At 63.4% G+C, this 22,976-nt stretch carries 16 protein-coding genes and 4 pseudogenes; 5 read left to right on the forward strand and 15 right to left on the reverse strand.

Annotated elements, in window-relative coordinates; all coding sequences use genetic code 11:
• The 4 genes from NKI08_RS26525 to NKI08_RS26540 all read right to left on the reverse strand — a co-directional run bounded on the left by NKI08_RS26525 (position 1) and on the right by NKI08_RS26540 (position 5,254).
• Complete coding sequence (locus tag NKI08_RS26525) at positions 1-567, reverse strand: hypothetical protein (RefSeq protein ID WP_352773472.1); 567 nt, start codon at positions 565-567, stop codon at positions 1-3.
• On the reverse strand, positions 545-1,990 hold the full coding sequence (locus tag NKI08_RS26530) for an HlyD family type I secretion periplasmic adaptor subunit (RefSeq protein ID WP_352773475.1): 1,446 nt from the start codon (positions 1,988-1,990) through the stop codon (positions 545-547). The genes NKI08_RS26525 and NKI08_RS26530 overlap by 23 nt, the downstream gene beginning before the upstream one ends.
• A gap of 3 nt (positions 1,991-1,993) precedes the next feature.
• Positions 1,994-4,165: a type I secretion system permease/ATPase gene (locus NKI08_RS26535; RefSeq protein ID WP_352773478.1), complete on the reverse strand. Its 2,172-nt coding sequence runs from the start codon at positions 4,163-4,165 to the stop codon at positions 1,994-1,996.
• Between the two features lie 387 nt (positions 4,166-4,552).
• Positions 4,553-5,254, reverse strand: coding sequence for a hypothetical protein (locus NKI08_RS26540; RefSeq protein ID WP_352773481.1), 702 nt, complete (start codon positions 5,252-5,254; stop codon positions 4,553-4,555).
• A 148-nt stretch (positions 5,255-5,402) separates the two neighbouring features.
• On the opposite strand from NKI08_RS26540, the gene NKI08_RS26545 reads away from it, so the two are divergent.
• Entirely contained in the window at positions 5,403-5,651 is a 249-nt protein-coding gene (locus NKI08_RS26545) for a helix-turn-helix domain-containing protein (RefSeq protein WP_352773549.1), read from the forward strand.
• 251 nt (positions 5,652-5,902) lie between these two features.
• Here NKI08_RS26545 and NKI08_RS26550 read toward each other — a convergent pair whose 3' ends face one another.
• From NKI08_RS26550 to NKI08_RS26560, 3 genes and pseudogenes are all read right to left on the reverse strand, one after another.
• Positions 5,903-8,020: a DUF3363 domain-containing protein gene (locus NKI08_RS26550; protein ID WP_352773484.1), complete on the reverse strand. Its 2,118-nt coding sequence runs from the start codon at positions 8,018-8,020 to the stop codon at positions 5,903-5,905.
• 643 nt (positions 8,021-8,663) lie between these two features.
• Positions 8,664-9,735: pseudogene (locus tag NKI08_RS26555) on the reverse strand (IS110 family RNA-guided transposase).
• A gap of 508 nt (positions 9,736-10,243) precedes the next feature.
• The gene (locus NKI08_RS26560) at positions 10,244-10,417 is read right to left on the reverse strand and encodes a hypothetical protein (protein WP_352773487.1); all 174 of its coding nucleotides are present in this window, start codon (positions 10,415-10,417) and stop codon (positions 10,244-10,246) included.
• A 948-nt stretch (positions 10,418-11,365) separates the two neighbouring features.
• On the opposite strand from NKI08_RS26560, the gene NKI08_RS26565 reads away from it, so the two are divergent.
• Positions 11,366-11,899 carry a Ros/MucR family transcriptional regulator gene (locus NKI08_RS26565; protein ID WP_352773490.1) on the forward strand — a complete coding sequence of 178 codons (534 nt, stop codon included), beginning with the start codon at positions 11,366-11,368 and terminating at the stop codon, positions 11,897-11,899.
• Between the two features lie 782 nt (positions 11,900-12,681).
• Here the strand turns inward: NKI08_RS26565 and soxA are convergent.
• The 8 genes and pseudogenes from soxA to NKI08_RS26605 all read right to left on the reverse strand — a co-directional run bounded on the left by soxA (position 12,682) and on the right by NKI08_RS26605 (position 18,940).
• Positions 12,682-13,452: pseudogene (gene soxA, locus NKI08_RS26570) on the reverse strand (sulfur oxidation c-type cytochrome SoxA).
• Positions 13,452-13,772, reverse strand: coding sequence for a thiosulfate oxidation carrier complex protein SoxZ (soxZ, locus tag NKI08_RS26575; protein WP_352773492.1), 321 nt, complete (start codon positions 13,770-13,772; stop codon positions 13,452-13,454). The pseudogene soxA and the gene soxZ overlap by 1 nt, the downstream one beginning before the upstream one ends.
• Positions 13,772-14,187 (reverse strand): annotated as a pseudogene (locus NKI08_RS26580) (SoxY-related AACIE arm protein). The gene soxZ and the pseudogene NKI08_RS26580 overlap by 1 nt, the downstream one beginning before the upstream one ends.
• A gap of 121 nt (positions 14,188-14,308) precedes the next feature.
• Positions 14,309-14,707 (reverse strand): cytochrome c family protein, encoded by a 399-nt coding sequence (locus NKI08_RS26585; RefSeq protein WP_352773494.1) that lies wholly within the window; start codon positions 14,705-14,707, stop codon positions 14,309-14,311.
• A pseudogene (locus NKI08_RS26590) lies at positions 14,704-15,967 on the reverse strand (NAD(P)/FAD-dependent oxidoreductase). The gene NKI08_RS26585 and the pseudogene NKI08_RS26590 overlap by 4 nt, the downstream one beginning before the upstream one ends.
• A complete protein-coding gene (locus NKI08_RS26595) occupies positions 15,954-16,202 on the reverse strand; it encodes a c-type cytochrome (protein ID WP_352773496.1) in 249 nt (82 codons plus the stop codon). Before NKI08_RS26595 ends, NKI08_RS26590 begins: the two are co-directional and overlap by 14 nt.
• An 81-nt stretch (positions 16,203-16,283) precedes the next feature.
• Complete coding sequence (locus NKI08_RS26600; protein ID WP_352773498.1) at positions 16,284-18,458, reverse strand: xanthine dehydrogenase family protein molybdopterin-binding subunit; 2,175 nt, start codon at positions 18,456-18,458, stop codon at positions 16,284-16,286.
• Between the two features lie 11 nt (positions 18,459-18,469).
• Entirely contained in the window at positions 18,470-18,940 is a 471-nt protein-coding gene (locus NKI08_RS26605) for a (2Fe-2S)-binding protein (RefSeq protein ID WP_352773501.1), read from the reverse strand.
• Positions 18,941-19,262: 322 nt separating this feature from the next.
• On the opposite strand from NKI08_RS26605, the gene NKI08_RS26610 reads away from it, so the two are divergent.
• The 3 genes from NKI08_RS26610 (at position 19,263) to NKI08_RS34755 (ending at position 22,112) form a co-directional block, all read left to right on the forward strand.
• A complete protein-coding gene (locus tag NKI08_RS26610; RefSeq protein WP_352773504.1) occupies positions 19,263-19,982 on the forward strand; it encodes a response regulator in 720 nt (239 codons plus the stop codon).
• Positions 19,979-21,460 carry an ATP-binding protein gene (locus tag NKI08_RS26615; RefSeq protein ID WP_352773507.1) on the forward strand — a complete coding sequence of 494 codons (1,482 nt, stop codon included), beginning with the start codon at positions 19,979-19,981 and terminating at the stop codon, positions 21,458-21,460. The genes NKI08_RS26610 and NKI08_RS26615 overlap by 4 nt, the downstream gene beginning before the upstream one ends.
• Before the next feature lie 493 nt (positions 21,461-21,953).
• On the forward strand, positions 21,954-22,112 hold the full coding sequence (locus NKI08_RS34755) for a c-type cytochrome (RefSeq protein WP_502899674.1): 159 nt from the start codon (positions 21,954-21,956) through the stop codon (positions 22,110-22,112).
• Positions 22,113-22,976: the final 864 nt, after the last annotated feature.

The raw sequence follows: 22,976 nt of genomic DNA on the forward strand, positions 1-22,976 counted from the left end.
TTAATTCCTCCCGCACTGCACTACGACAGCGTCATTCATTGCTTTGTCGGCGTAGAAGTAGAATTTCATAAAGTCGTCGACTATGCCCACGGTTTGCGCATTCTCAATGCATTCCTGCACTGCCTCTCCAGAGCCCTTAGAGGCGGCCAGACACGCTCCGATTTTTTTGCCCCCAGGCTGCATAATTTCTGGCGATAACAAACGACGCATCAATCGATTGTCGCTTCCACGACTGCCGCGACCAAAAATCTTCATCCGAAGCATCAGGGAGATCTTTCTGTCAGACATATCGTACTTATTTAAATCCTCTAGAACAATCTGATTATTCTCGATGTAATATGAAAGTATTTCTGTCGGTTTTACTTCGCCTGTCGCCACTCTGTGCCAAATAGAGCGGAATGCGTCGTCGCATTTACCTGACCGAACCATCTTCACGAATGCCTTTTCGTCGAAATCAGAATTATTTTGTGCCAGCGCTCCTAAGACGTCGAAGGCGAGTGCTATGGTCAGAGTTGACACATGCAAGATTTTCAAGAATGCGTTTTTATCTTTCATGAAACGCTTCATCCGTCATCTCCATCAACGGATCGAGCAGGAACTCGATCACCCGCCGGTTCCCCGTCTTGATCTCCGCCGTCACCGACATTCCGGGTGTCAGCATGACATCCTTGCTCTCGACTCTGATCGACGTCTCATTCAGCGCGATCCTCACAGGAAATACCAGCGGCCCGGCGGCGTCGCGCGCGGTCTCCTCCTTGGCTGGAGACCCCTGTTGCGGCGCGCCTGCCGGAATGGCGTCATTGGAGACGGTGAGGACCTTGCCGTTGAGCGTGCCGTAACGGGTGAACGGGAAAGCTTCGAGCTTGACGCGCGCCTCCTGCCCTTCATGGACAAAACCCTTGTCGCGGTTGAGCAGCATTGCCTCGATTTCCAGTGCCGTGCCATCCGGCACGATCACCATAAGCTTCTGTCCGGTCTGCACCACTTCGCCCAGCGTGTTGATCTGCAATTGCTGCACGCGGCCGGCGACCGGCGATTTGAGCAGGCTGGCGCGCTCGAACAGCTCGGCCTTGACTAGGTCCTGTTGCAGCACACCGATCGAACGGTCGATCTCGATCAGTTCTGTCGCGACCTTGTCGAGATAGGCCTCGCGGCGCGCGCGCTTCTGCACGACAAGCGTCCTTATGGTGGCTTCGAGCTCGGCGATATGGCCCTCGTCGGACACCGCCGCCATCAACTGGTCCTGCTCGCTCTGGCGCGCGTCGATGGTGCTGGTCTTGATCCCGACCTGCCGCTTTTCCAGCTCTTGGAAGATATCGAGCCTGTCGCCGGCCAGGCTGACCAGCTTGCGGCGTTCGACCAATGTCTTGTTGCCGCGCTCGATCTCGATGCGCTTCTGGGCGATCTCGGCTTCGAGGCTCTCCTGTTCGGCCTGATAGGCGGCAAGCGACTGGCGCATCTGCAGGCGCTGCAGCTTGACCAGCGGCGACGGTGCATCGGCCGGAACCACGAAACCTGCCTCGGTCGACCGCGTGCCTTCAGCGACTGCATCGACCAGCGCCTCGAGCCGGGCTTTCGACACCTCGGCGGCGGCAAGGTTGCCGGCGTTTTTCTGCCGTTCGGCCGCGTATTCGGCCGGCTCCAGTTCGACCAGCGCGTCGCCCGCCCCGACATGGTCGCCGGCCCTGACGTGAAGCGCCTTGACCGTACCGGTGATCAGCGGCTCGATGACCTGGACCTTGCCGATCGGGATAAGCTTGCCCTGGATGGTGGCATAGGTGTCGATGCGGCCGAACCACGACCAGGCCAGCGCGCCAACGGCAAACAGCATGATCAGGCCTGAGAAGATGCGGGCCGCCGGCGAGGCCGGCGTTTCGAGGATCTCGATGGCGGCGGCCTGGAAGGCGCGCTCGTCGCGGTTGAGCGGCGGGCGCTTGCTGCCGGTCTCGCGCGCCACGCCTTCGCTGATTGCTTGCCAATAGCGCCCCATCGCCTACTCCGCCGCCTCTGCTGGCATTGGTGGCGCGGTCGGGCGCTGTTCGGCCTGCAGCCGGTAGAGCTGGGCGTAGCGGCCGTTGAGCTTCAGCAGCTCGTCATGCGAGCCCTGTTCGGTGATGCAGCCGGCCTCGATCGTGATGATGCGGGTGGCGTCGCGAAGCGCGGCCAGCCTGTGCGCGATGATGAACACGGTGCGGCCCTTGGCCATCAGCCGCATGTTCTGCTGGATGACATATTCCGACTCGTAGTCAAGCGCACTGGTCGCCTCGTCGAAGATCAGGATGCGCGGGTTGGTGACCAGCGCCCGGGCGATGGCGATGCGCTGACGCTGGCCGCCCGAGAGGTTGGAGCCGCGTTCCTCCAGCACGGTGTCATAGCCGGATTTGAGCTGCAGGATGAACTCGTGCGCGCCCGACAGCTTTGCTGCCTCGATGACCCGCTCCAACGGCAGCGCCGGGTCAGCCAGCGCAATGTTTTCGCGCACGGTGCGGCGAAAGAGAATATTCTCCTGCAAGACGACGCCGATCTGGCGCCGCAGGCTGCGCGGGTCGATCAGCGCCAGGTCGACACCGTCGACCAGCACGCGGCCGCGTTCGGGCACATGCAGCCGCTGCAGCAGCTTGGCGACCGTGCTCTTGCCGGAGCCGGAGGGGCCGACAATACCGACGATCTCGCCAGGTTCGGTCTTGAACGACACGTCGCTCAGGATCTCGCGCTCGCCCGGCCGGTAGCGGAAGGTGACGTGATCGAAGGCGGCATGGCCCGATATCTTGCGCAGCGAGCCCTGCCCGCCTCCGCCCGATAGCTCGACCGGCGCATTGAGGATGTCGCCCAGCCGATCGACGGAAATACGCACCTGCTGCAGGTCCTGCCAGAGCTGTGCCAGCCGCAGCACCGGGCCGGAGACGCGCCCGGCCATGATGTTGAAGGCGACCAGCTGGCCGACGGTCATGTCGCCGGCTACCACCGCCCTGGCGCCGAACCACATGGTGGCGACGATCACCGCCTTGGAGATGAACTGGGCGGTGTTGCTGGCGAAATTGGCGAGCCTGGCGGTGCGGAAGCCGGCGGCGACATAGCCGGCAAGCTGATCCTCCCAGCGCCGCTGCATCTGCGGCTCGACCGCCATGGCCTTCAGGGTCTCGACGCCGACGATGGACTCGACGAGGAAGGTCTGGTTCTCGGCGCCGCGGTTGAACTTTTCCTCGATGCGGCGGCGAAACTCCGGCGTCACCGCCATCGACAGCGCGACATAGGCCGGGATCGAGCAGATGACGATCAGCGTCAGCCACGGGCTGTAGAGATACATGACCGCCAGGAAGACGAAGAGGAACAGCACGTCGAGCAGCACGGTGAGCGCCGAGCCGGTCAGGAAGGCGCGGATGTTCTCGAGCTCATGCACGCGCGCCACGGTCTGGCCGGTCTGCCTCGCCTCGAAATAGGCGATCGGGAGGCCGAGCAGATGGTGGAACAGCTTGGCGCCGAGCGCCACGTCGATGCGGCTGGTGGTATGGATGGTGGTGTAGGTGCGCAGGCCAGTGAGCAGCACCTCGAACATCGAAACAGCCGACAGGCCGATCACCAGCACTTCGAGCGTAGTCAGGCCGTTGTGAACCAGAACCTTGTCGATCACCAGCTGGAAGAAGATCGGTGAGATAAGGCCTAATAGCTGCACGAAGAACGAGGCGAGCAGCACTTCGGCGAAGATCCAGCGATAGCGGATGATCTCGGGAATGAACCAGGAGAAATCGAAGCGCCGCGAAAACCCTTGCGAGAAGGCCCGGCTGGTGACAAGGACGACGTAGCCGCCCCACAGCAGATCGAAGTCGGCGCGAGAAAACTCCTGCGGCGCGCCCGATTGCGGATCCTGCAAAAGCACCTTGCCGGCAGACAAGGCCGCCAGCAGCGCAAAGCTGCCGTCCGCCTTTTCGATAATCACCGGCAGCGGCAGCCGGTCCAGCCGCCTGGGCGAAGGCTTTGCAATCTTGGCCTTGAGCTTCAGCCTCTTCGCCGCCCGCACGATGTCGACCCGATCGGCGACACGCTCGCCCAGTCCAAGGTCATGGCGAATTGCGTCGGGGTCGGCCGGCTGGCGCAAATACTGCGTCATCAGCGTCAAACAGATGACGCCACTGTCCAGCCTGACTATCGGCGTAGCCGCGCCCACATGCGTTCCCGCAAACCCAAATTGCCCTGTTTTCTTGTATCCGCCGTCAGACGCCGCAAAAGCAATGCGTGAAGAAGAGAAAAGAAGAAGTGTTGCCGAAATGCCGAAAAAGTCCGCGTTCTACATTAGATACCTCGAATTTAAGCCAGCACTAATGTCCTTTACGCATAGAGATCCGTCGGAGGCCTCCCTTCTGCATGTTAGGCATACTCGCCCGCTGACTCTTGATTGTACGCTCTTTACTTTTCGTCGACTGTTCGGTCCGGTGGACTTTGACTTTCTTTGCTCACGCTGCGGGTGCGCTCCTTTCCGGGGGCGGTCGGATCGTGGTTCAGCGCAACGGCGCCTGGCTGGATTTCGCTTCGGACCTCGATTCAGGGACGGATGCTAGGCGCGGAGACGGCCGCCAGGTTGCCGCCTGCCGAACTTGGGACCTTCGTGAGCAGGCCTCGTCTGCTTTCCGATGCGCACCAGATCACTGAGCGCCGAGCGGATTTGCGGCCAGGGGAATTCGGAGGATTTCTCCCAGGCTTCGCCCTCGCGCAAAACCGCATCGAGCTTGCCCTCCACACCGGCGAGAGTCGTGGCGGGGGTCATCGAGAACGCTTCCAGCAGATCGTGTGCACGGTCGCCAGCCTCTCGCTCGGCCCTGAAGGCGGCGGAGTAACCGGTCTCCTCGGCAGCCACATCCCACCGTGCCTGATGCGCCGCGAAATCAGCTTCGGCCTTCTCGCGGAGAGCCGCCATATCCGGGTCTGTGCCGAGCACTTCGTTGAGCGCCTCGATCGAGTGGACCGTCACGTCCTCACCGTTGGGCAGGCGGACAGTCACACAGGGAAAGCCGACGCTCTCGACAAGCTTGGTCTCCAGGCGCTGCTGCCGGCGGCAATGCCGCTCGGCCGACTCGCGGGTCATCTCCCATTCGCGCCAAAGCGCCATCGCAGGGTCAGAGGGCATGCTGGTTGCTGCTACATCCCCGGGAAGCGCATTCTTCTCAAGCATCAAAGCGGTGGACGTGATCATTCCTCCCGTAAGCATTTGTCGGCGAGTGACCAAAGGCAGAGTCATGCTATTGTCGGAATCAGCCATGATCCGAGCTCCTGAACAGCTTGGTTGTGGTCAGGCTGCTGAGGGTGGTTGCACACCAACAGCAGCCGCTTTCAAGCGAAAATCGTATCAGCGGTACGATAATGAAAATGTCACGATGGATCAACAAGAATCGTATCACGGTTACGAAATGAATGCAGTTCAATGCAAGATGGCACGCGTCGCATTGGGCTGGGGAACTCGAGAACTAGCCATAAACGCAAACGTATCTCCTGATACCATCGCCCGGTTAGAAAGAGGCGAGCAGTTAAAGAATTCAACCCTCGCCGAAATTCGTGCAGTCTTCGAAGCGGCCGGGATCGAATTCATCCCGGAGAACGGAGGCGGTGCTGGTGTTCGCCTGGCGCGTCGATCTGACGATGCAAAAGGCAAACTCTGACCGTTGTTTGGACCGGCTCCTTCCGCAACTGAGGCGTGCCGGGATAGCGGAAGTCGCACTTATCAATGCGGGCTGTGGAGCGGCGCCCGTTGCTCAGATGGTCAGGCCCTCCCCGGTATCTGAGCAACAATAAAAGGCCGAAGACGGTGAGTGCCGGGGACGGCGAGAAACGGTGGCGGAAGGTTAGTGGACTTAGGGTGAGAGCCGCCAAAGGCGTGACTGAGTGCCCAAGTTACGAGCATCGACTGCCCTCACATCCCAACCCCGATTCCGCGCTTTCTGCCGAAGCTCCAGTCGATGCCGCCGCTGTTTTGCACGAGGCCAGTGATGTGCTGGCCGACGCGCTTATCGAGCATCGGCTGCCACGGCACCAGTTGAAACCCGAGACCATTTTCCAGCATGGCGAAGCGCCCGCTGGCAAGACGGACCGAGCCGAGGAGCGTGCCGCTAACATTGTTGCTGGGCTGGACGGGCACGAAGGTGAGGCCGCGCGCAGCGGCCATTTCCTTGCCGACGCGCGCGACCTCCTGACGCTCCAGCGTGGCTGCAAGGTCGCGCGAGAAGGTGATCGTCCGGGTAGTCGCATCGCGTTCGGCATAGCCCATCCTGACGAGTTGGCTAGCCCGTCTGTCGAGAGCGTTGTCGACGTCGAGACCAAAGCCTGACCGGACCACCGGCACAGGGGCTTTGGCCACAAGCTCCCGATCGAGCCAGGTGGCACCGTCGCTGCCGATCTGCGCGTCAAGATCGAGCGTCGAGAGCAGGCGGAGGGAGAAGTCCTTTCCGCGGCTGCGCGCATCGTAGGCGATGCCGCGCTCGGGCAAGTTTTCTGGAACGCGCCAGTGGTCGTCGTCGATGCGTTCGACATGGCCGACGCGTCGCAGCGCTTCGAGACGGCGGACATGGAAACGGACGAAGGCGTCCGGGTCCTTGCCCTGCTCCAAAAATGTCTCGCGGATTGCCTCCAGGTGTCTGCTCGGGCGATAGATGCCATCCTCGCCCGCCACGACACTGATGTTGCGGTCGGCCGCACGCGGCCCCTGCTTCGGCAGGATCGGTTCGAGTGCCACGATGTGGCCGCGCTGGATGTCGTCGAGCTTTGCCGCATCGGTAGTCTCGACATAGTGCGTGCGACCGTCGACGCCATCGATGACGAGCGACAGCCGATCGCTCATCTCGTCGCCGGCAAGGCCCTTGGCGAGCACACGGCCGACGACCGGTTCGGTGATGGTCTGCCGGTGCATGACATATTGGGCCGCACCCCGCTCATCGGCGAGACCGTGCTCCTCGAGTGCCCGATGCATGGTCTTGATGATGTCGTTGCGCTCGCCAAGTCCTCGCAACGTGCTTTCGGCTCTGTCGGAGATCACCCACCGGCCGGGCTCGATCTCGCTCGCCAGGCCGAAGTGCTCCAGTGTCTTCGCCCGGTCGATCAGCAGATAGCGGTTGCTGGAAATGGTGTAGCTGTCGCTGGCATTGGGACGGAGGTCGACAAGATCGTGCTCCTGCTGTTCGGCGATCAGCATGCGGTCGAGTCTTGTCAGCCGTTCTGCGTCCACCTCGTTGGCCAGCTTGCGGGCGACTTCGATCTCGCTTTGCAGCCCGAGTTCCCGTTCCACCAGCTCGGTTGCCCGATGGCGGATGCCATGGGCGATGTAGTCGCCGGCGATGTTCAGGATCTTGCCGTCGCCGGTGATGCCGCGCACCAGGATGTGGGTGTGTGGATGGCCGGTATTGTGGTGGTCGACAGCAATCCAGTCGAGGCGCGTGCTGAGGTCGGTCTCCATCTGTCGCATGAGATCGCGGGTGAAGGAGCGCAGGTCTTCCATCTCCGCGGCATCCTCCGGCGCGACGATGAAGCGGAACTGATGCCGGTCGCCCCGCCCGCGCTCGACGAAGGCCTTGCCATCGGCCTCGTCGTCGAAGGCCGAGTATACCCTGCCCTTCTCGCCGTCCCTGGTCACGCCGTCGCGCTGGAGATAGCGCAGATGCGCATCGACGGCCTTGCTGGTCGTCACGAACTTTTGGCCGCGCCCACTCCCCTTGCCTCGCCCCGGCAGCTTGACAACGCGGGCCTTCACCACGACGCGGCGCGAGCGAAACCGGACCCCGCTCTCGTCCTGCCGCCAGCCGCCGCTGGCCTTTGGCAAATCTGCCGCCACCTTGCGGCCGCGGCCGCGGGCATTGAAGCGGCCGCTCCGCTTCCCGGCATGACCGCTTCCGCCCAAGCGATTGGGGTTGCCGCCTTGCTTGCGGATGGCGATCTCGACCTGGCGCACAAAGGGCAGTGCGCGCGAATTGACCGGCGCGCCGCCGCGGCGCATCCGGCCGGTGCGAACCTGGAATCTGTCGCTGTCACGATCTGCCATGACGACAGCATCGGGAGGCGGATTTCCCGTTTCAAGACGGCCGGAACGCTGAGCGTGCTATGGAGCGCAAAGACTTGCTGCGGCGTAGAATGGCGGATCGCACCTCGCTAAGGCACCACCGTTTTGCTTTTCAGATCAACAAGATAGCGGACCAGCCGGTACCGTTCGCACCTCGCGTGGTACCGCTCGGTGTCCGCACGCGCCGGAAAAAACAATGTGCAGACAGACACTTACGAGCGAAGCGAGGGCGAGCGCCAGCTCGCTTTATCTTGCCTTACTAATCGGGCCCCTAATGTCAACTACAATAATGGCTTTCCAGCTGCATGACATCTCCAATTCTGCTTCATAGTCACTGTAAACTCGTGCGCACTTCTTGCAACCACGCTTCCCTCGGCAGGGTCCCTGCGTTACTACGCGCTCGGCTCAAATCAGCCGTCGCATGCTCTCCTTCGGGCCGTATTGATGGCCTCATGACGAGACGGTCCTAGCGATCACGGCGCATTCATCCCGGTGGCGGGCGGATGCCGGCAAGATAGCGGACTCAGTCTCATCCAACGCCCTGCCAGGGCGCCGCCCGTGCGCACGGGAACTCTTCGAACTCAGATCTCAGGACCTCCTCTAAACTGTCGAGACGCGCCCATCGTCAAGCTGTTCTCAGCGCCTTCAGCGTCGCGCGCATCGTCGGCGTGACAACCGCCCCGGCGCCTGGATCGAACACACTGCCGTCAACCCACATACGGTGCAGGATGGCGGCAAGCTTGCGGGCGACTGCTGTGATCGCGCACAGCATCGAGCGCTTCTTGGCGATCTTGAGCCCCCACGCCTTGAGTGCCGAGCCGCGGCGCGAACGCAGCAACATGGCCGCTGCCGCCTCGCACAGCGCCTCGCGTGCAGTCATGTCGCCCTGCTTCGTGATGCGTCCCGTGAAGTCGATCGAGCTGCCGGACTGATGACGTCTCGGCGTCAGGCCAAAATGCGCGCCGACAGTGCGGGAGCGGCTGAATCGATGCGGATCATCGATCGCAACCTTGTACGTCAGGGCAGCTACCGGTCCGACCCCAGGCACGGTCATGAAGCGCCGACAGACAGGATCGGCAGCGACCGCATTTAGCAACATCGTGTGCAATCGATTCGTAGCCCTCAAGGACCGCGTTACGGACCGCCAGCAAGCTGTCGATCATCCGTTCGAAGACGAAATCGGCGCCGTCCAGCAGTTCGCGCGCGGGCCTCGAACTCGTGCCGGCCGATCGCGCCAACCTTCAAGCCATGCACCCGCAGCTGTGGTTCTCGAGATCCACCAACTTGCGCTTGAGAAGCTTGCGATTGGCCAGCATCGTGCGAAACCGCTGGTTCTCCACGCCCTTGACGTGGACGGCACGAAACCACCCCATGCGCATCATCTGCCCAATGCCGCGCGCGTCGTTCTTGTCGGTCTTGTTGCGCATCGCGCTCAGGCTCGTGCGCATGTGATGGGCCTCGACGACGATTACCGGCAGCTTCCGCAATAGCAGCTCACGCACCAGCCAGACGCCTATCGAAGACGCCTCGATGCCGATGCGCTGAGCGCGCTCCACGTAGCCCTTCAGTGCGGAGTGGAGCGCGTCCGGATTGCTCTCCACCTTTGTCTCGAATACGATCTTGCCGTCGCAATCGACGATGCAGATGCTTGTTTCATCCAGCGATGCGTCAAGTCCAATGTAAACCGGGTTGTTCATGAATCTCTCCTGACTGCAGTGAACAACACGCTGTCAGGCTCTCAGATTCCTTGCGCCGCTACCACTCTCGGCGGTCGATCTTAAGGGCGAGCCCGATTAGGAGAGCCGTCCTAATCGGTTGTGCTTCCGGTACTCTTTTTACCATCGTCGTCTCTCTCCTTTTCTACTCAAAAACACTTTGCGGCTGTCCGCAACATGCTTTCCCGGGAAGCGGCCGAGATCCGGTGCGCCGTGCAGTCATGCGCACTCGCCGACGCGTTTTCGGGCTGCATGCTGGCAGCGCTTTTGCCGTCGGGGTGCATCTTTCCATCGGATTCACGGGGCAGCGCGTCACAGGCAGTCCAACGCGGTCCGGCCGTCTTTCGATCGGCTCGGCCGCAAGCAAGATAGCGTGCGTCCCGTCGTTCCTGGTCTGCACCGGTCCTCATCCGCTTCGCAGCGGAGCTCGTGTGTTCAGTTTGCGTCTGCATGCCGCGCCCGCGTTGCGCGTCAAGCGTCGTCGCGTTGTTCATCGGGCTGCGCCAAGCGCCTTCCAGGTCTTGACCCGGGCGCGCGCAACAAGGTCGGCTTCGCTCGCCGCCGTGTCGCCGACACTGACCGCTCGCAAGGCGCCGCAATTGGCAACGGTTGCGCTCATCCGTGGGGCGAAAAAACGAACGCCGGCACCGACTGCCCTGCGCATCTCGTGCATCCGCCGGACGGCATGAGACAGCCCGACTGGACGACGGGCGGCGCGTCTTTGCATCCATCTGCACCAATGCAGATGCAGTCAAGCTGCATTTCGCCGACTGGGAGACGCATCATCTCGTCGTTCCGGCGGACGTGAAGGTGGATCTGGTGCTGGGCTACACGTCATGAGAAAAGGGCTCGACGGGCTCGCCCTACTGATCCAGGAGCAGCCCAAGACGGATCCCTTCTCGGATTCCGAGCGCATGGACCCCGACCAGTTTGAGCCTGCTACGGAGGACATCGAAAGCGATATCGTGCGAGTGCGCGAACGTCATTCCGCGCCGGTGGCGAACCCGGAAAAGCGCAACCAGAGCGCCAGCCGCTGCCCGATCATCCGCCGCGCATTGAACGGGTCATCGACGTCGACAGCTCCGTCTGCGACCATTGCGGTGGGACCCTGCACAGCATCTGCGATAGCGTCAGCGAGATGCTCAACTATGTTCCGGCCCGCGTTAGGTGCTGCGCCCCGAAATAAGCCTGCCGGACCTGTTGACCGACGAGGTACAGCCTAACCTGAACGTCGCCGATGCGTTCCAGATGAACTGCGCCCGAAGGTCCAATTCACTCCGACGTGGCGACAAGCACCGCGCCGCCAAGTGTCGCGACGACAAAGATTGTGCGCGCATGTTTATCGCTCAATCTGCGGTGCAGCAGCGAGGTTTCGTGGGGCGGGCGAGCGTAGGGTCTGCGGCCTCGCGCGGGGAGACGAGGAGAAAGTTTGTTCATAGTCCCACGCTATCGGAACTTTATCCGCAGCCGCGCAGAACGATGGGAAGCGAAGCTTGGCGGCTTGATATTTGCAACCGATGAGGTTTGTTGGAGGCAGGACGAAATCATTGCCTGACGGCAATAGACAGATTATCCGTTTTTCAATGCACCCCTTAGACAAGAGGAAAACTTAATGACCGTTGCCCGCGAGCAAGACAAGCAGGCTGATCTCATATCAATCACCGCCGACATCGTTTCCGCCTACGTTTCGAACAATCCGCTGCCGGTCGGCGAGTTGTCGAAGCTGATCGGGGATGTCTATGTCGTTTTGCAGGGGATCGGTACACCTGTGGCTCCGACCGCAGCCAAACTGGAGCCGGCGGTGTCGATCAAGAAGTCAGTGTCACCTGATTTCATCATATGCCTGGAAGACGGGAAAAAGTTCAAATCCTTGAAGCGGCATATCGGAACGCATTACAATCTGAGTCCGGACGAATACCGGCAGAAATGGAACCTGTCCTCCGACTATCCGATGGTGGCGCCGAACTACGCGGCCACTCGCTCGGCCCTGGCGAAATCAATAGGCCTGGGACGCAAGGCAGCAGCGCCAGAAATAGCTGCGGCAGAAAAACCAAAACGAGCTGCTCGCGCGGCAGCAGCGACAACAGCCGCAACGGGAGTCAAGTCGCCGGTGAAGAAGGCGCGCAAGACACCCGTCAAAGCTTAGCGCGCTGCACCTGACAGAGGTGCTTCAGCGTCACCAGCAAGTAATTGAAGACGTTCAATCCATCCATAGACGGCAAGTTGTTCTTGCGCCGCCTGTCCAACCACCCTCGTTGCATGGCGGGTGATTGGACATTGCGGGAGACAAGTTCAGTATCCTAACGGCCCGCCCATGGTGCACGCTCGTTAGGAACCTTGCCGGACTGTGGTTGTCCTTCCTCCGTGGCCACCACGGGTCGAGGCAAGGAAGCCGTGTGATTGGCATCCAAGGTCATTTCGCTGTTCTCGACACCAGTAGCGAATCCGCGGGTAGGGTCACGGTCCGGGTTTTGATTGGCGCCGAGAGAGGCTCCTGTCGACAAGGTGAGGAGGGTGAAAGCTGCTACGAGTTTGTTCATCGTATTTTTCCTTTCTTAAAATGAGCAGACCGCCAATCGGCGCCTCGCGCAGCATTGACTCCTGCTTGCGAGACCGCTCTCGGCTTTCCGTCTCGTCACCATGACGAGGCTCCTGCTCACGATTGAACCTTATGCTGGGCCTGTCGCAGGAGTTTGCCCGAGTGGCATCGAGATGTATGCGAATGTACGCGAGAGCCTCGCAGTCCTTGGATTTCGCTCGTTTCGACAGATTTGGATACAATTTTCCTCGGCCGCCTATCCGTGTGGGCCGTCACATATGGATGGGGCCGTCATCAGGTCCGCTAGGCGAGCGCCGACCAAGGAGCGAAACTGTCGCAGTCCCACAAGGACGCTGCTTGCCAAAGTTGCGCGGAGTCCCCGGCCGGCGTCACGGCCGCACGGCCGGCGTCTCGACCGGCAGGCCGCGCGCGCTCGACCAGGTAGAGTTCCAGGTCGACGAATTCGGGCGCGCCGAAGGCGAAGGGCTCGGCCCTCACGCCGATCATGCAGTTGCGCAAGCGCCGCTGCAGCGAACCGATCATCTGCCACTCCAGTCGGTAGAGCGGGTCGGGTGCGCCTGCGGGATGGCACTGCCACCGAGCCGTTTGCCCCAATTGTCGTCGTGGCAGGAGGCGCAGGAAAGATCGAGTTGGCCGATGCGGCTCCGGAACAGACGCCGGCCGTTGTCGCGGAACGGCGCGAGTCGGGCGTCGGTTGCCGCTGCTATTGGCATGCCGCGCGACTGATGCGCCACATAGGTTGTCAGGGCAAGCAATGCGTCAGACTCCAGCGCCAGCGGCTTGGTCTGCTGCCGCTCCGCTCGGCAGGAGTTGATACGCCCGGCAAGGTCGATCGGCCGTCCCGTCGCCTCGTCAAAGGCCGGGTAGCGCGTGGCAACGCCGCGCATTGTCCGGGTCGCATTGCCATGGCAGCCGGAGCAAGCGACATCCGCCCTGCCCTCCGACTGCTGCCAGAGCTGCTCGCCCTGCAGCACCCACAGCATGCCGGGATTGTTCATGTCGTCGGCCTGCAGCGCCTGCGTCTCCGGCGTCATGAAGTCGAAGCCGGAGCGCTTCTCGGCGTCTTCGATGCCGGCAGCGATGGCCAGGCTGCAGACGCCCGCCGCGATGATCCCCACCAGGCCCCAAGGGGCGCGCATCAGCGCACCGTGATTTCGGCCGATGCCGTTTGAGTCTTCCCGGCGTCGTCGGTCCAGGCGAACTCGATCGTGCCGCTCGTCGTGGCGACGAGCGTGAAGGCAAGGAACGGATTGGCCGACACTGCCGGATGGAGATCTGCCCAAAACACCTCCTCGCCGTTATAGGTGCAGGCGAACCGGCGGATGAGGTCGCGGGGGATGTTGATTCCGTTCGGGCCGACACGGTAGCCGGTTTCCATCGGATGGGCGATCATCGCTCGGATCTCGACGACCTCGCCCTGCTTGGCCGTTTTCGGCACGTTGACGAGCACGCGCGCCATTATGAGAGGTCCTCGATACAGGCGGCCAGCGTGACGATCGCGCTCGCCTTGCTCGACCAAAAGCTGCCGTCACTCATCTCAGCGACCGCGACAACGACCTGGGAGGTCGCGAGCCGGACCCGCGTCGAGACGGTGGCGCGGCCCGAGCGCGGACCGAGATGGAAAACCGCGACATTCGCCTCCGGGTTCTTCTCGTTGAAGACCGCGATGCGCCGGACATGATCGTCCGTGGTCATCAGGCTCTCGGCGGCGACTGTGATCCCGACCGCGTTGCCGTTCTCGACCAGAGGCGCAAATCGAGCCGGATGCGACCGTCGAGGATTTCGGCTCCGCCGGTGAAGGTACGGATCGCTTCATCGAGGCTCGGACGAGCAACGGCCCGGCGCGGCAGACCGACCACCAGAAGGCCGGTCATACCGGCCCGAAGAAACTGCCGCCGCCCGACCAGGCCTGCGTGAACTCGAAGCGGATCTTCGCGCATGATCACCCTTTCAGCGTCGTGAGATAGGCGACGATGTCCTCGATGTCGGCGCCGGTCAGGATCGGCTTGCTGCGCCAGACAGTGGCGACGCGCCGGTCTTCCTCTTTCGCGACACGGTAGGTAGGAAGGTGATCGTATCCGGCGCGAGGCGCTTCATGTCGACCACGCGCAGCCGGATCTGGCCTTCCGAAAGCCTTGTCCCGACGCCGGTCAGGTCGGGCGCCAGCGTGCCGTGCAGATGCGCATCGGGGAACGGCCCGCTATGGCAGAGCGTGCAGAGGCTGCGCTGCCGGTCCGAGATCAGCGCGGCGCCGCGAGCCGGATCGCCTCTGCTGTCGACCAGAGGCTCCATGATCACATCGCCGGTCACGAGGTAGGATCCCACCTCCTCGCTGCCACCGGGCGAAGCGGCAAGCAGCAATCCCGTGAGAGTGAGGCAAGTCGTCCTCGTCATCCGAACACTTCGCTGGTGATCGTCCGGAACCAGTCCTCCGCATAGGCCGCTTCCAGTGCGCGGACGGAGGACGGCGCTTCGAGCGGGCTGGTGCCGCCCGCACCCTCCACCTCGGCAAGCAGGCCGTCGCGCGGCTGATAGACGCCGGCGATCGAAATGCCGTAGCCGGGCGCGACCAGACTGTAGCAGGTGTTGATGAGCTTCAGCTGCGCCGGCTGCCGCTCCCTGACCAGGGCGGCTACCGCCGCAGCGCAGGCTTTTGCCTGGGCGTTGGCGCTGAAGGCGGATTTCGACATCGCTCCGCCGATCGCCGCGTCGCCGACGACGTGGATCGCCGGCTGCAGGCGGGACTCGAAGGTGGCCGGATCGATCGGGCACCAGCCCGTCTGATCCGCGACACCGGCCGACTGCGCGATCCCGCCCGCGCGTTGCGGCGGGATCACGTTGGCTACATCGGCCTTGTGGCTGCCGAACTCGGTCACCAGCATTCTTGTCGCCGGGTCGACTTCCGTCACCCTGCCGCCCGAGGACAGCGGCACCCATTCGATCAGGCCGGGATGGAGCTCTGGCCAGGCCGCCTCGAACAGCCGTTGCTTCAAAAAGGGGTCCTTGGCGTCGAGGATGATCAGCTTGGAGCGTGGCTTGCTGGTTTTGAGGTAATGCGCGACCAGGCTTGCCCGCTCGTAGGGACCGGGCGGGCAGCGGAACGGATTGGCGGGCGCGGAAAGAATGACCGTCCCACCGTCCGGCATCGCGGCGAGCTGGTCGCGCAACAGCAGCGTCTGCCGCCCCCGCCTTCCAGGCATGAGGCATGATCTGCGCCGCCGCCTCATCGTAGCCCGGCAACGCGTCGAAGCGCAGGTCTATGCCGGGTGCCATCACCAGCCTGACGTAGCCAATATCCGTACCGTCATCCAGCCGAAGGAGCCGGCGCTCGGCATCGACGGCGACAGCGCGCTTGCGGATGAGCTCGATGTCGCCGAACCGGTCATAACCGAAGGTCTGCGCCTCGAGGCCGCGCAGACCCGCAAGCACGGCATTGCTGAACGGACAGGCCAGATAGGCGGTCTCTGGCTCGATCAGCGTCACGGCAAGGTCGCGATCCAGCTGTTTTAGTGCGCGTGCGCAGCTTGCGCCTGCGAAGCCGCCGCCGACCACGACGACCCGGGGCCGCGCCTGTGCCCGCACCTGCGGCGTGGCAAGAACGGCCGCGGCGACGCTGGCCGCCGCACCGCCGATCACGGCTCTACGGCTGGGCATGGCGTGCCGCCTCCGGTTTGGCGAGCCATTCGGCGATGGCGCGCGTCTCTTCGTCGGTATATCCGCTGGCGATGCGGCCCATGAGCGTTGCCTCACGCTCACCGGAACGGAAGGCTTGCATCTGGGCGACGATGTCGTCGGCAGCGTGGCCGTCGAGCGAAGGGATGGCCGAGCCGAATGCCGCCGGTCCGTGGCAGCCGGTGCAGCCGTCGCGCCGGGCGCCGCCTCGGCCCATGCCGACGCGCTGGCCAGGAGCCCCGCAAGCAGAACGGGCGCGAACGATCGTCCACCGCGCCTGTTCTTCGAGCGCCTCATGTCATGCCAGGTCATGGTTCTTCAGCGGCAGCGTGCGAATGCGTTTTCCGGTGGCGGCGAAGATCGCATTGAGGACGGCCGGCGCAGCGACTGCGATAGTCGGCTCACCGACGCCGCCCCAGAAGTCTCCGGACGGCAGTATGATCGTCTCCACCTCCGGCATCTCGGCCATGCGCAAGACCTCGTAGCTGTCGAAGTTCTCCTGCTCCATGCGGCCGCCATTGACGGTGCATTCGCCGTAGAGGCAGGCGGAAAGGCCGTAGACGAAGGAGCCCTCGACCTGCCGCTCCACCTGTGCGGGATTGACGACATGACCCGGATCGGTCGCCGCCACGATGCGGTGAATTCTGAGCTGCCCGTCGGTGACCGAAACCTCCGCTGCCGCCGCGACATAACTGCCGAAGCCCATGATCTGCGCCAGACCGCGGTGGACGCGGGCTGCGGGCGGGGTGTCCCGGCCGACCCGTTCGGCAACCGCCTCCAGTACGGCGAGGTGTTTTGGATGGTTGGCCATCAGCTTGCGTCGGAAGGCGAGCGGGTCGACACCGGCCGCATGGGCGAGTTCGTCCATGAAACACTCGACGTAGAGCGCGTTCTGATTGAGGTTCACGCCACGCCAGAAGCCCGGCGGGATCGGCGGGTTTCGCATGGCATGGTCGACAAGCAGATTGTCCACCGTATAGCCAAGCGTGCCTTCCATGCCGGCGAGGACGAGGCCCTGGAAAACGACAGGGTCCATGCCGTTCTGCATGCCTTCCGGCCGCACCGCGGCGAGGATCGACTGGCCGGATATGCGCATGTGCAGAGCGGTCAGGTTGCCGTCCGCGTCGAGCGCGCCCGTCAGCCGGCATCGCGTGGTCGGGTGGTAGGCGCCGTGCAGCATGTCCTCTTCGCGCGACCAGATGAGCTTTACCGGCGTTCCCGGCACCTGCTTGGCAATGCTGACCGCCTGGCGCACATAGTCCTGGAAGTTGCCGCGCCGGCCGAAACCGCCGCCGAGATGGATCTTGTGCACCTCGCATTGCTGCACCGGCAAGCCGGCGGCTTCGGCCGCTGCAGCCAGGCTCGCCTCACCATTCTGGGTCGGCACCCATACCTCGCAGCGCTCCGGCGTGTAGAGTGCCGTCGCGTTCATCGGCTCCATGGTCGCGTGGTTCTGATAGGGAAATGCATAAGTCGCGGTAACCGTCCGACCAGCGGCGGACAGGGCAGCACCCGCATCGCCTTGCGCGGCGCCGATGAAGGCGTCATTGGCGCCGAGCCCCTCTTCGAGCATCGCCGCTATCGAGGCGCTGGTGACCTGCCGGTTGGGACCTTCGTCCCAGACGACCGGCAGGGCATCGAGAGCGGTCTTCGCCCGCCACCACGTGTCGGCGACAACCGCAACAGCGGTTTCGTCGACCTGAACGACGGTGTGCACGCCGGGCATTTCAGCCACCGCCGCCGCGTCGAAGCTCCTCACCTTGCCGCCGAAATACGGGCAGGCCCGGATCGCCGCGTTGAGCATGCTCGGCAGTTTGAGATCGACGCCGTAGACGTGGCTGCCATTGAGCTTGTCGGTGGTGTCGAGCCGCGGCAGCGGCTTGCCGGCTATGGTCCAGTCCTTCGGGTCCTTCAGCGTGGCGTTGGTGGGTGGCGTCATCCGCGCCGCGGCAGCGGCCAACTGTCCATAAAAGGTGGCGCGATTTAATGCTGCATGCGTGACCATGCCCATCCTTGCGGTGCATTCGCTGGCCGGCACCCCCCATTCGGCGGCCGCAGCGGCAATCAGCATCTCGCGCGCGACGGCGCCACCAATGCGCACATATTCGTGCGATTCGCGGATGCCGCGGCTGCCGCCGGTCGAGAAATTGCCCCATACGCGGTCGCGCGCGAGATTCTGGGCCGGCGACGGATATTCGGTCGTTACCTTGGACCAGTCGCAATTCAGCTCCTCGGCGACGAGTTGCGCCAGGCCGGTCAGCGTCCCCTGCCCCATCTCGGAGCGGGCGATGCGGATGACCACCGTGTCGTCGGGCCTGATCACCACCCAGGCATTGATCTCCGGCGCGGTCTCGGCGGCCTCGGCAAGTGCCGGCTTGATGAACGGCACGTTGAATCCGAGGGACAGGCCGCCGGCCGTGGAGGCCGCGCCGATGATGAAGCTGCGGCGGGAGATGGAAATTATGGCGGTCATGATCGTCCTCCTCAACCGCGTTGGGCGGCTTCGCCGCCCTTGGCGGCAAGCTTGATCGCGGCGCGCACCCGGTTGTAGGTGCCGCAGCGGCAGATGTTGGTGATCTCGCCGTTTATGTCCTCGTCCGTGGGGTTCGGGTTCTGCATGAGTAGCCCCGCCGCAGCCATGATCATGCCGGCCTGGCAATAGCCGCATTGCGGCACATCGAGCGCCAGCCATGCCTGCTGGACCGGATGCGAACTGTCCGGTGAAAGCCCCTCGATAGTGGTGATTTGCTGATCCGGCCCGACCGCGCTCACCGGAAGCACGCAGGAGCGCGTGGCGGCGCCGTCTATATGGACGGTGCAGGCTCCACAGGCGGCAACCCCGCAGCCGTACTTCGTCCCGGTAAGTCCGATCTGCTCGCGAATCACCCACAGCAGCGGCGTGTCCGGATCTACCTCGATGTCCCTTGGCGTGCCGTTGACGATCAATCTGGCCATTGTGCAACCCTTTTCGATCAAAGGCTGGCGAGGACCGCCCGTCTGGATGCCGCGCGGCGTGGCCCGGCGGCAGAGACTGGAAGTCCCGGCTAGCGACGAGGCCAAAATTAGCCAGGACCTGTCGCAGAACCTTGTCCCGTTGAACGGCAGTTCATCGCAAGCTGTCGCAGACGAGGCATTCTGTTACACTTCGTTACACTTCTCACGGTTTGTTGATGTCGCGCGAGTTGCCGCCATGTGCGAAAGGTGATCATCCGTGTAGACGCAAACTAGATGTCGTCGATACTGACCGACTATTTGGTAGCGGCTTTTGGAGCATTGCATGGAAGGGGCGCGGCACATCGCGGTCGTCGACGACCACAGGGACATCCGCGACCTGGTCGGGAAATACCTCACCCAGCAGGGTTATCGCGTCAGCGTCGCCGACAGCACGGCCGCGCTCAAGCGGCTGCTCGACCGCAGCCTGCCCGATCTCATCGTCCTCGACGTCATGATGCCTGGCGAGGATGGCATTGCCGCCTGCCGTCACGTGCGCGGGACGGTCGACGTTCCGATCATCTTTCTCACCGCCATGGCCGAGGAGATCGACCGGATCGTGGGCCTCGAGATCGGGGCCGACGATTACCTGACCAAGCCGTTCAATCCGCGGGAACTGCTGGCGCGGATCAAAGCCGTACTCAGGCGCGTCCACAGCCTGCCGCCGCAGCGCGGTCGGCTCAAATCGAACGCGCTGCGCTTCGACCGCTGGACGCTGAATGTCGGCCGCCGCGAGCTGGTTGGGCTCGACGGCGTGGCGGTCGCGCTCAGCACGGCTGAATTCCGCCTTCTCACTGCCTTCATCGAGCATGTCGGAATCGTGCTTAGCCGGGATCAGTTGCTCGACCTCACGGTCGGGCGCACTGCCGACGGCTTCGATCGGGCCGTCGACAACCAGGTGAGCCGGCTACGCAAGAAGATCGAGGCGGATCCGAAGAGTCCGATGCTGATCAAGACCCACTGGGGCGGCGGCTACTGCTTCACCGCCGAGGTGGCCCAGGCATGATGCTGTTGTGGAGACGCAGCCTGGCGGCCCGCTTCCTCATCCTAGTACTGCTTGCGCTCGCCCTGTCGCAGGCGATCACCTTCCTGATCTCGTGGGACGAGCGCGGCCAGGCCCTGCACGCGGCGGCCAAGGGCGAGTTCGTCAGCCGCACGTCCTCGCTTGCGCTTCTGCTTGACACGACGCCGCCCTCGCTTCGGCCTGATATACTCAACGTCAGCGGCACCGCCTATACGCGTTTCTGGACCTCGGACGACGGACCGAACAATCCCCTCGCCTGGCAACAGGAGGCCCTGACAGAGCTCGCCAAGCCGCTGCCCGGGATTGCCGGCAAGTATGCCGGCTATATGAACGGACAGGCCTCGACCGCCGTCGATGCCGCCGATCCTTCCGTGCCGCCGCGCATGATGGATTTGTCCGGCAGTGGCCAACCCTTCTCGCGGCCGGCCAAGTTTATTTATATGGACGCCGCCCCAAACGGCATGGGCCTTTCGGTCCGCCTCGATGACAGCACCTGGCTGAATGCCGCCTACGCCAAGGCGATGCCAAACGCCTTCTGGACGACGCAATCGGCGATATCGCTGGCTCTCACCGCACTCATCCTGTCCGCCATAGCTATTTTGGGGGCGCAGGCAATCGCCCGTCCGCTGCGACGGCTCGCCAATGCCGCTGAACTGTTCGGCCGCGGCGAGGCCGTGCCGCGGCTACCGGAATCGGGGCCGGACGATATCCGCCAGACCGCCGAGGCGTTCAATCGCATGCAGGAGCGCCTGCAGCGCTTCGTCGAGGACCGCACGCGCATGCTGGCGGCGATCAGCCACGACCTGCGTACGCCGCTGACCTCGCTCCGGCTGCGCGCGGAGTTTGTCCAGGATCACGAACTCCAGGAAAAGATGCTGAAGACCATCGAGGAGATCCAGACGATGACGGAAGCGGCGCTCGCCTTCGCGCGCGAGGACGCCACGGTAGAGGAGACGCGAACCGTCGATCTTTCGGCGCTGGTCGGCAGCCTCTGCGACGATCTCGCTGAGCTCGGCCAAAACATCACCGTCAGCGATGGACCCAAGGTGCTGTACCGCGGCCGGCCGGACTCCCTGCGCCGGGCGATCCGCAACCTCGTCGAGAATGCCATCCGCTACGGCGAACAGGCAAGGGTGAGCCTGGTCCGGAGTGCCGACAGCCTGGACATCGTGGTCGAGGACGCAGGACCCGGCATTCCGCCAAGCAAGATGGAACAGGTGTTCGCTCCCTTCTTCCGCCTGGAGCAGTCGCGCAACCGGGATACTGGCGGCGTCGGGCTCGGCCTGTCAATCGCCCGTGCCATCGCCCGTCACCACGGCGGCGATATCGTGCTGGAGAACCGGAGCGAGGGCCTTCGCGCTGTCATCAGGCTGCCGCTCATCGACATGGCCAAGCACCTTGCCCCGGCGCCTGTGCCTGAGACGAACCCTCCGACCGGACTACGATCCTTGCCGGTTTGACCGAAACCCGTCCCGCGATCGGAACTCGCGCGCTGCCGCGCCACGATTAGATCATCGCCGCCGCAACGAAGGACAAGTCACCACCTGGATCCTCTCCAGCACCTTGCCTGCCCAGCCACCGCTGTTGAGCGGATGGTCCTGCCGGAAGCCTCCGGCCTGCAGCAAAGCTCCTTCCCTCAACGTTTCGCAGAGGTCATCCGATGAACCATTCACAAGCCACGACACGCAACGCCCTCATGTCCGCTGGAGTTGCAACCGCATCCCTGGCGACGTCCATCGTGCGAGCGCGTACATCCCTGGCTACGCTGTTGGCCGCCGGCCTGCTGTTGCCTGCCGCCACTTCCGCGCAGCAGGCCGAGGGCGAGCGGCTGTTCCGGCAGCGCTGCGGAGCCTGCCACAGCATGGAGCCGGCCAGAACAGAGCCGGTCCGCATCTGTCTGGCGTCATCGGCCGCCTGGCCGGCAGCATCGAGGGAGCACGCTTTTCAGCCGCGTTGCGGGACTCGAACATCGTCTGGGACAGTCAGTCGCTCGACACCTTCCTCACAGCGCCGCGCCAGATGGTGCCTGGCACCACAATGACTGTCGGCGTTTCCAATGCCGCCCAGCGCGCGGCGATCATCACCTATCTGGAAGGCGCCGGTGTGAAATGAGATAGCGTGCCGCCCAACGCCATACGAGCGGCGGCCCAGCTCATGCATACCGACCCAGCCCGGCGAGGCGCGCATCTCAAGGCACTACCATGATCTTCAGTGTCTCATTGGGGGTGATGTCGGGCGCGAGGCGTTGGAAGACTTGGCTCTTGCCAAGGACCGTGTCGCACACGCGCCACGCGCGGCAGATGGGGTGGCAGCAGGCCCCGGTTCGTGGCCTAGCCCAGCAGCATTGGCCGGCGAAACGAGCGAAATCCAATCTACGTGAAAGAGAGACGCGCGCTTGATGCTCGTCGGGGCGTCCGGCAGGATCGTAATTGAAAGCTCTACAGCCCCCTTTTCAAGTTGATCCACGACTTCCTGACGATGAAGATTTCGAACAATGATCGAGACTTGGGTGCGACTGATCGTAGGGCCGCCATCAGACCTGGCGTTAAGGCGGCAGTGACATGATCGGTTGTCGGAATCCTGAAGACACGCGCCGGCCGCGTGGGCGAGAAGTGACGACGGAGGATCGAATTCGCTTGCCGGCAGGCGTCCATACAATCGTCTCGCGCTGACCCACATCACGCGGCGATGCGTTTTTACCGGGAGAAGAAGCAACGCCGTCATGCAAGGAACCTCATAGTCGGGCCGGGGCCATGGTGGACGGCTCGCCGGCGAAACATGCCGGGCGCTCACGCGACCAGGCGAAGGACGCCGCCATCCTGGAGGCTGTACTTCAAGCTCTTCATCGAAGAAGGCGCCGAGGGGCAAGCTTCGACAAGATCGCCACGCGCGCGGGCACGACGCGACCGGCCATCTGTCGCCGCTATGCGAGGAAGGAGGAACTCACCGCCCAGGCCATCAGCCACTGGCGCGAGG

The organism is Mesorhizobium sp. M0768, from assembly GCF_040320195.1.
Taxonomy (GTDB): domain Bacteria; phylum Pseudomonadota; class Alphaproteobacteria; order Rhizobiales; family Rhizobiaceae; genus Mesorhizobium.

What these genes read in the sequence shown, in the direction of transcription:
- NKI08_RS26525 (WP_352773472.1), bottom strand. Translation starts at nt 567, where the DNA reads ATGAAGCGTTTCATGAAAGATAAAAACGCATTCTTGAAAATCTTGCAT.
- NKI08_RS26530 (WP_352773475.1), bottom strand. Translation starts at nt 1,990, where the DNA reads ATGGGGCGCTATTGGCAAGCAATCAGCGAAGGCGTGGCGCGCGAGACC.
- NKI08_RS26540 (WP_352773481.1), bottom strand. Translation starts at nt 5,254, where the DNA reads ATGGCTGATTCCGACAATAGCATGACTCTGCCTTTGGTCACTCGCCGA.
- NKI08_RS26545 (WP_352773549.1), top strand. Translation starts at nt 5,403, where the DNA reads ATGAATGCAGTTCAATGCAAGATGGCACGCGTCGCATTGGGCTGGGGA.
- NKI08_RS26550 (WP_352773484.1), bottom strand. Translation starts at nt 8,020, where the DNA reads ATGGCAGATCGTGACAGCGACAGATTCCAGGTTCGCACCGGCCGGATG.
- NKI08_RS26560 (WP_352773487.1), bottom strand. Translation starts at nt 10,417, where the DNA reads ATGCGCAGGGCAGTCGGTGCCGGCGTTCGTTTTTTCGCCCCACGGATG.
- NKI08_RS26565 (WP_352773490.1), top strand. Translation starts at nt 11,366, where the DNA reads ATGACCGTTGCCCGCGAGCAAGACAAGCAGGCTGATCTCATATCAATC.
- soxZ (WP_352773492.1), bottom strand. Translation starts at nt 13,772, where the DNA reads ATGGCGCGCGTGCTCGTCAACGTGCCGAAAACGGCCAAGCAGGGCGAG.
- NKI08_RS26585 (WP_352773494.1), bottom strand. Translation starts at nt 14,707, where the DNA reads ATGACGAGGACGACTTGCCTCACTCTCACGGGATTGCTGCTTGCCGCT.
- NKI08_RS26595 (WP_352773496.1), bottom strand. Translation starts at nt 16,202, where the DNA reads ATGGGCCGAGGCGGCGCCCGGCGCGACGGCTGCACCGGCTGCCACGGA.
- NKI08_RS26600 (WP_352773498.1), bottom strand. Translation starts at nt 18,458, where the DNA reads ATGACCGCCATAATTTCCATCTCCCGCCGCAGCTTCATCATCGGCGCG.
- NKI08_RS26605 (WP_352773501.1), bottom strand. Translation starts at nt 18,940, where the DNA reads ATGGCCAGATTGATCGTCAACGGCACGCCAAGGGACATCGAGGTAGAT.
- NKI08_RS26610 (WP_352773504.1), top strand. Translation starts at nt 19,263, where the DNA reads ATGGAAGGGGCGCGGCACATCGCGGTCGTCGACGACCACAGGGACATC.
- NKI08_RS26615 (WP_352773507.1), top strand. Translation starts at nt 19,979, where the DNA reads ATGATGCTGTTGTGGAGACGCAGCCTGGCGGCCCGCTTCCTCATCCTA.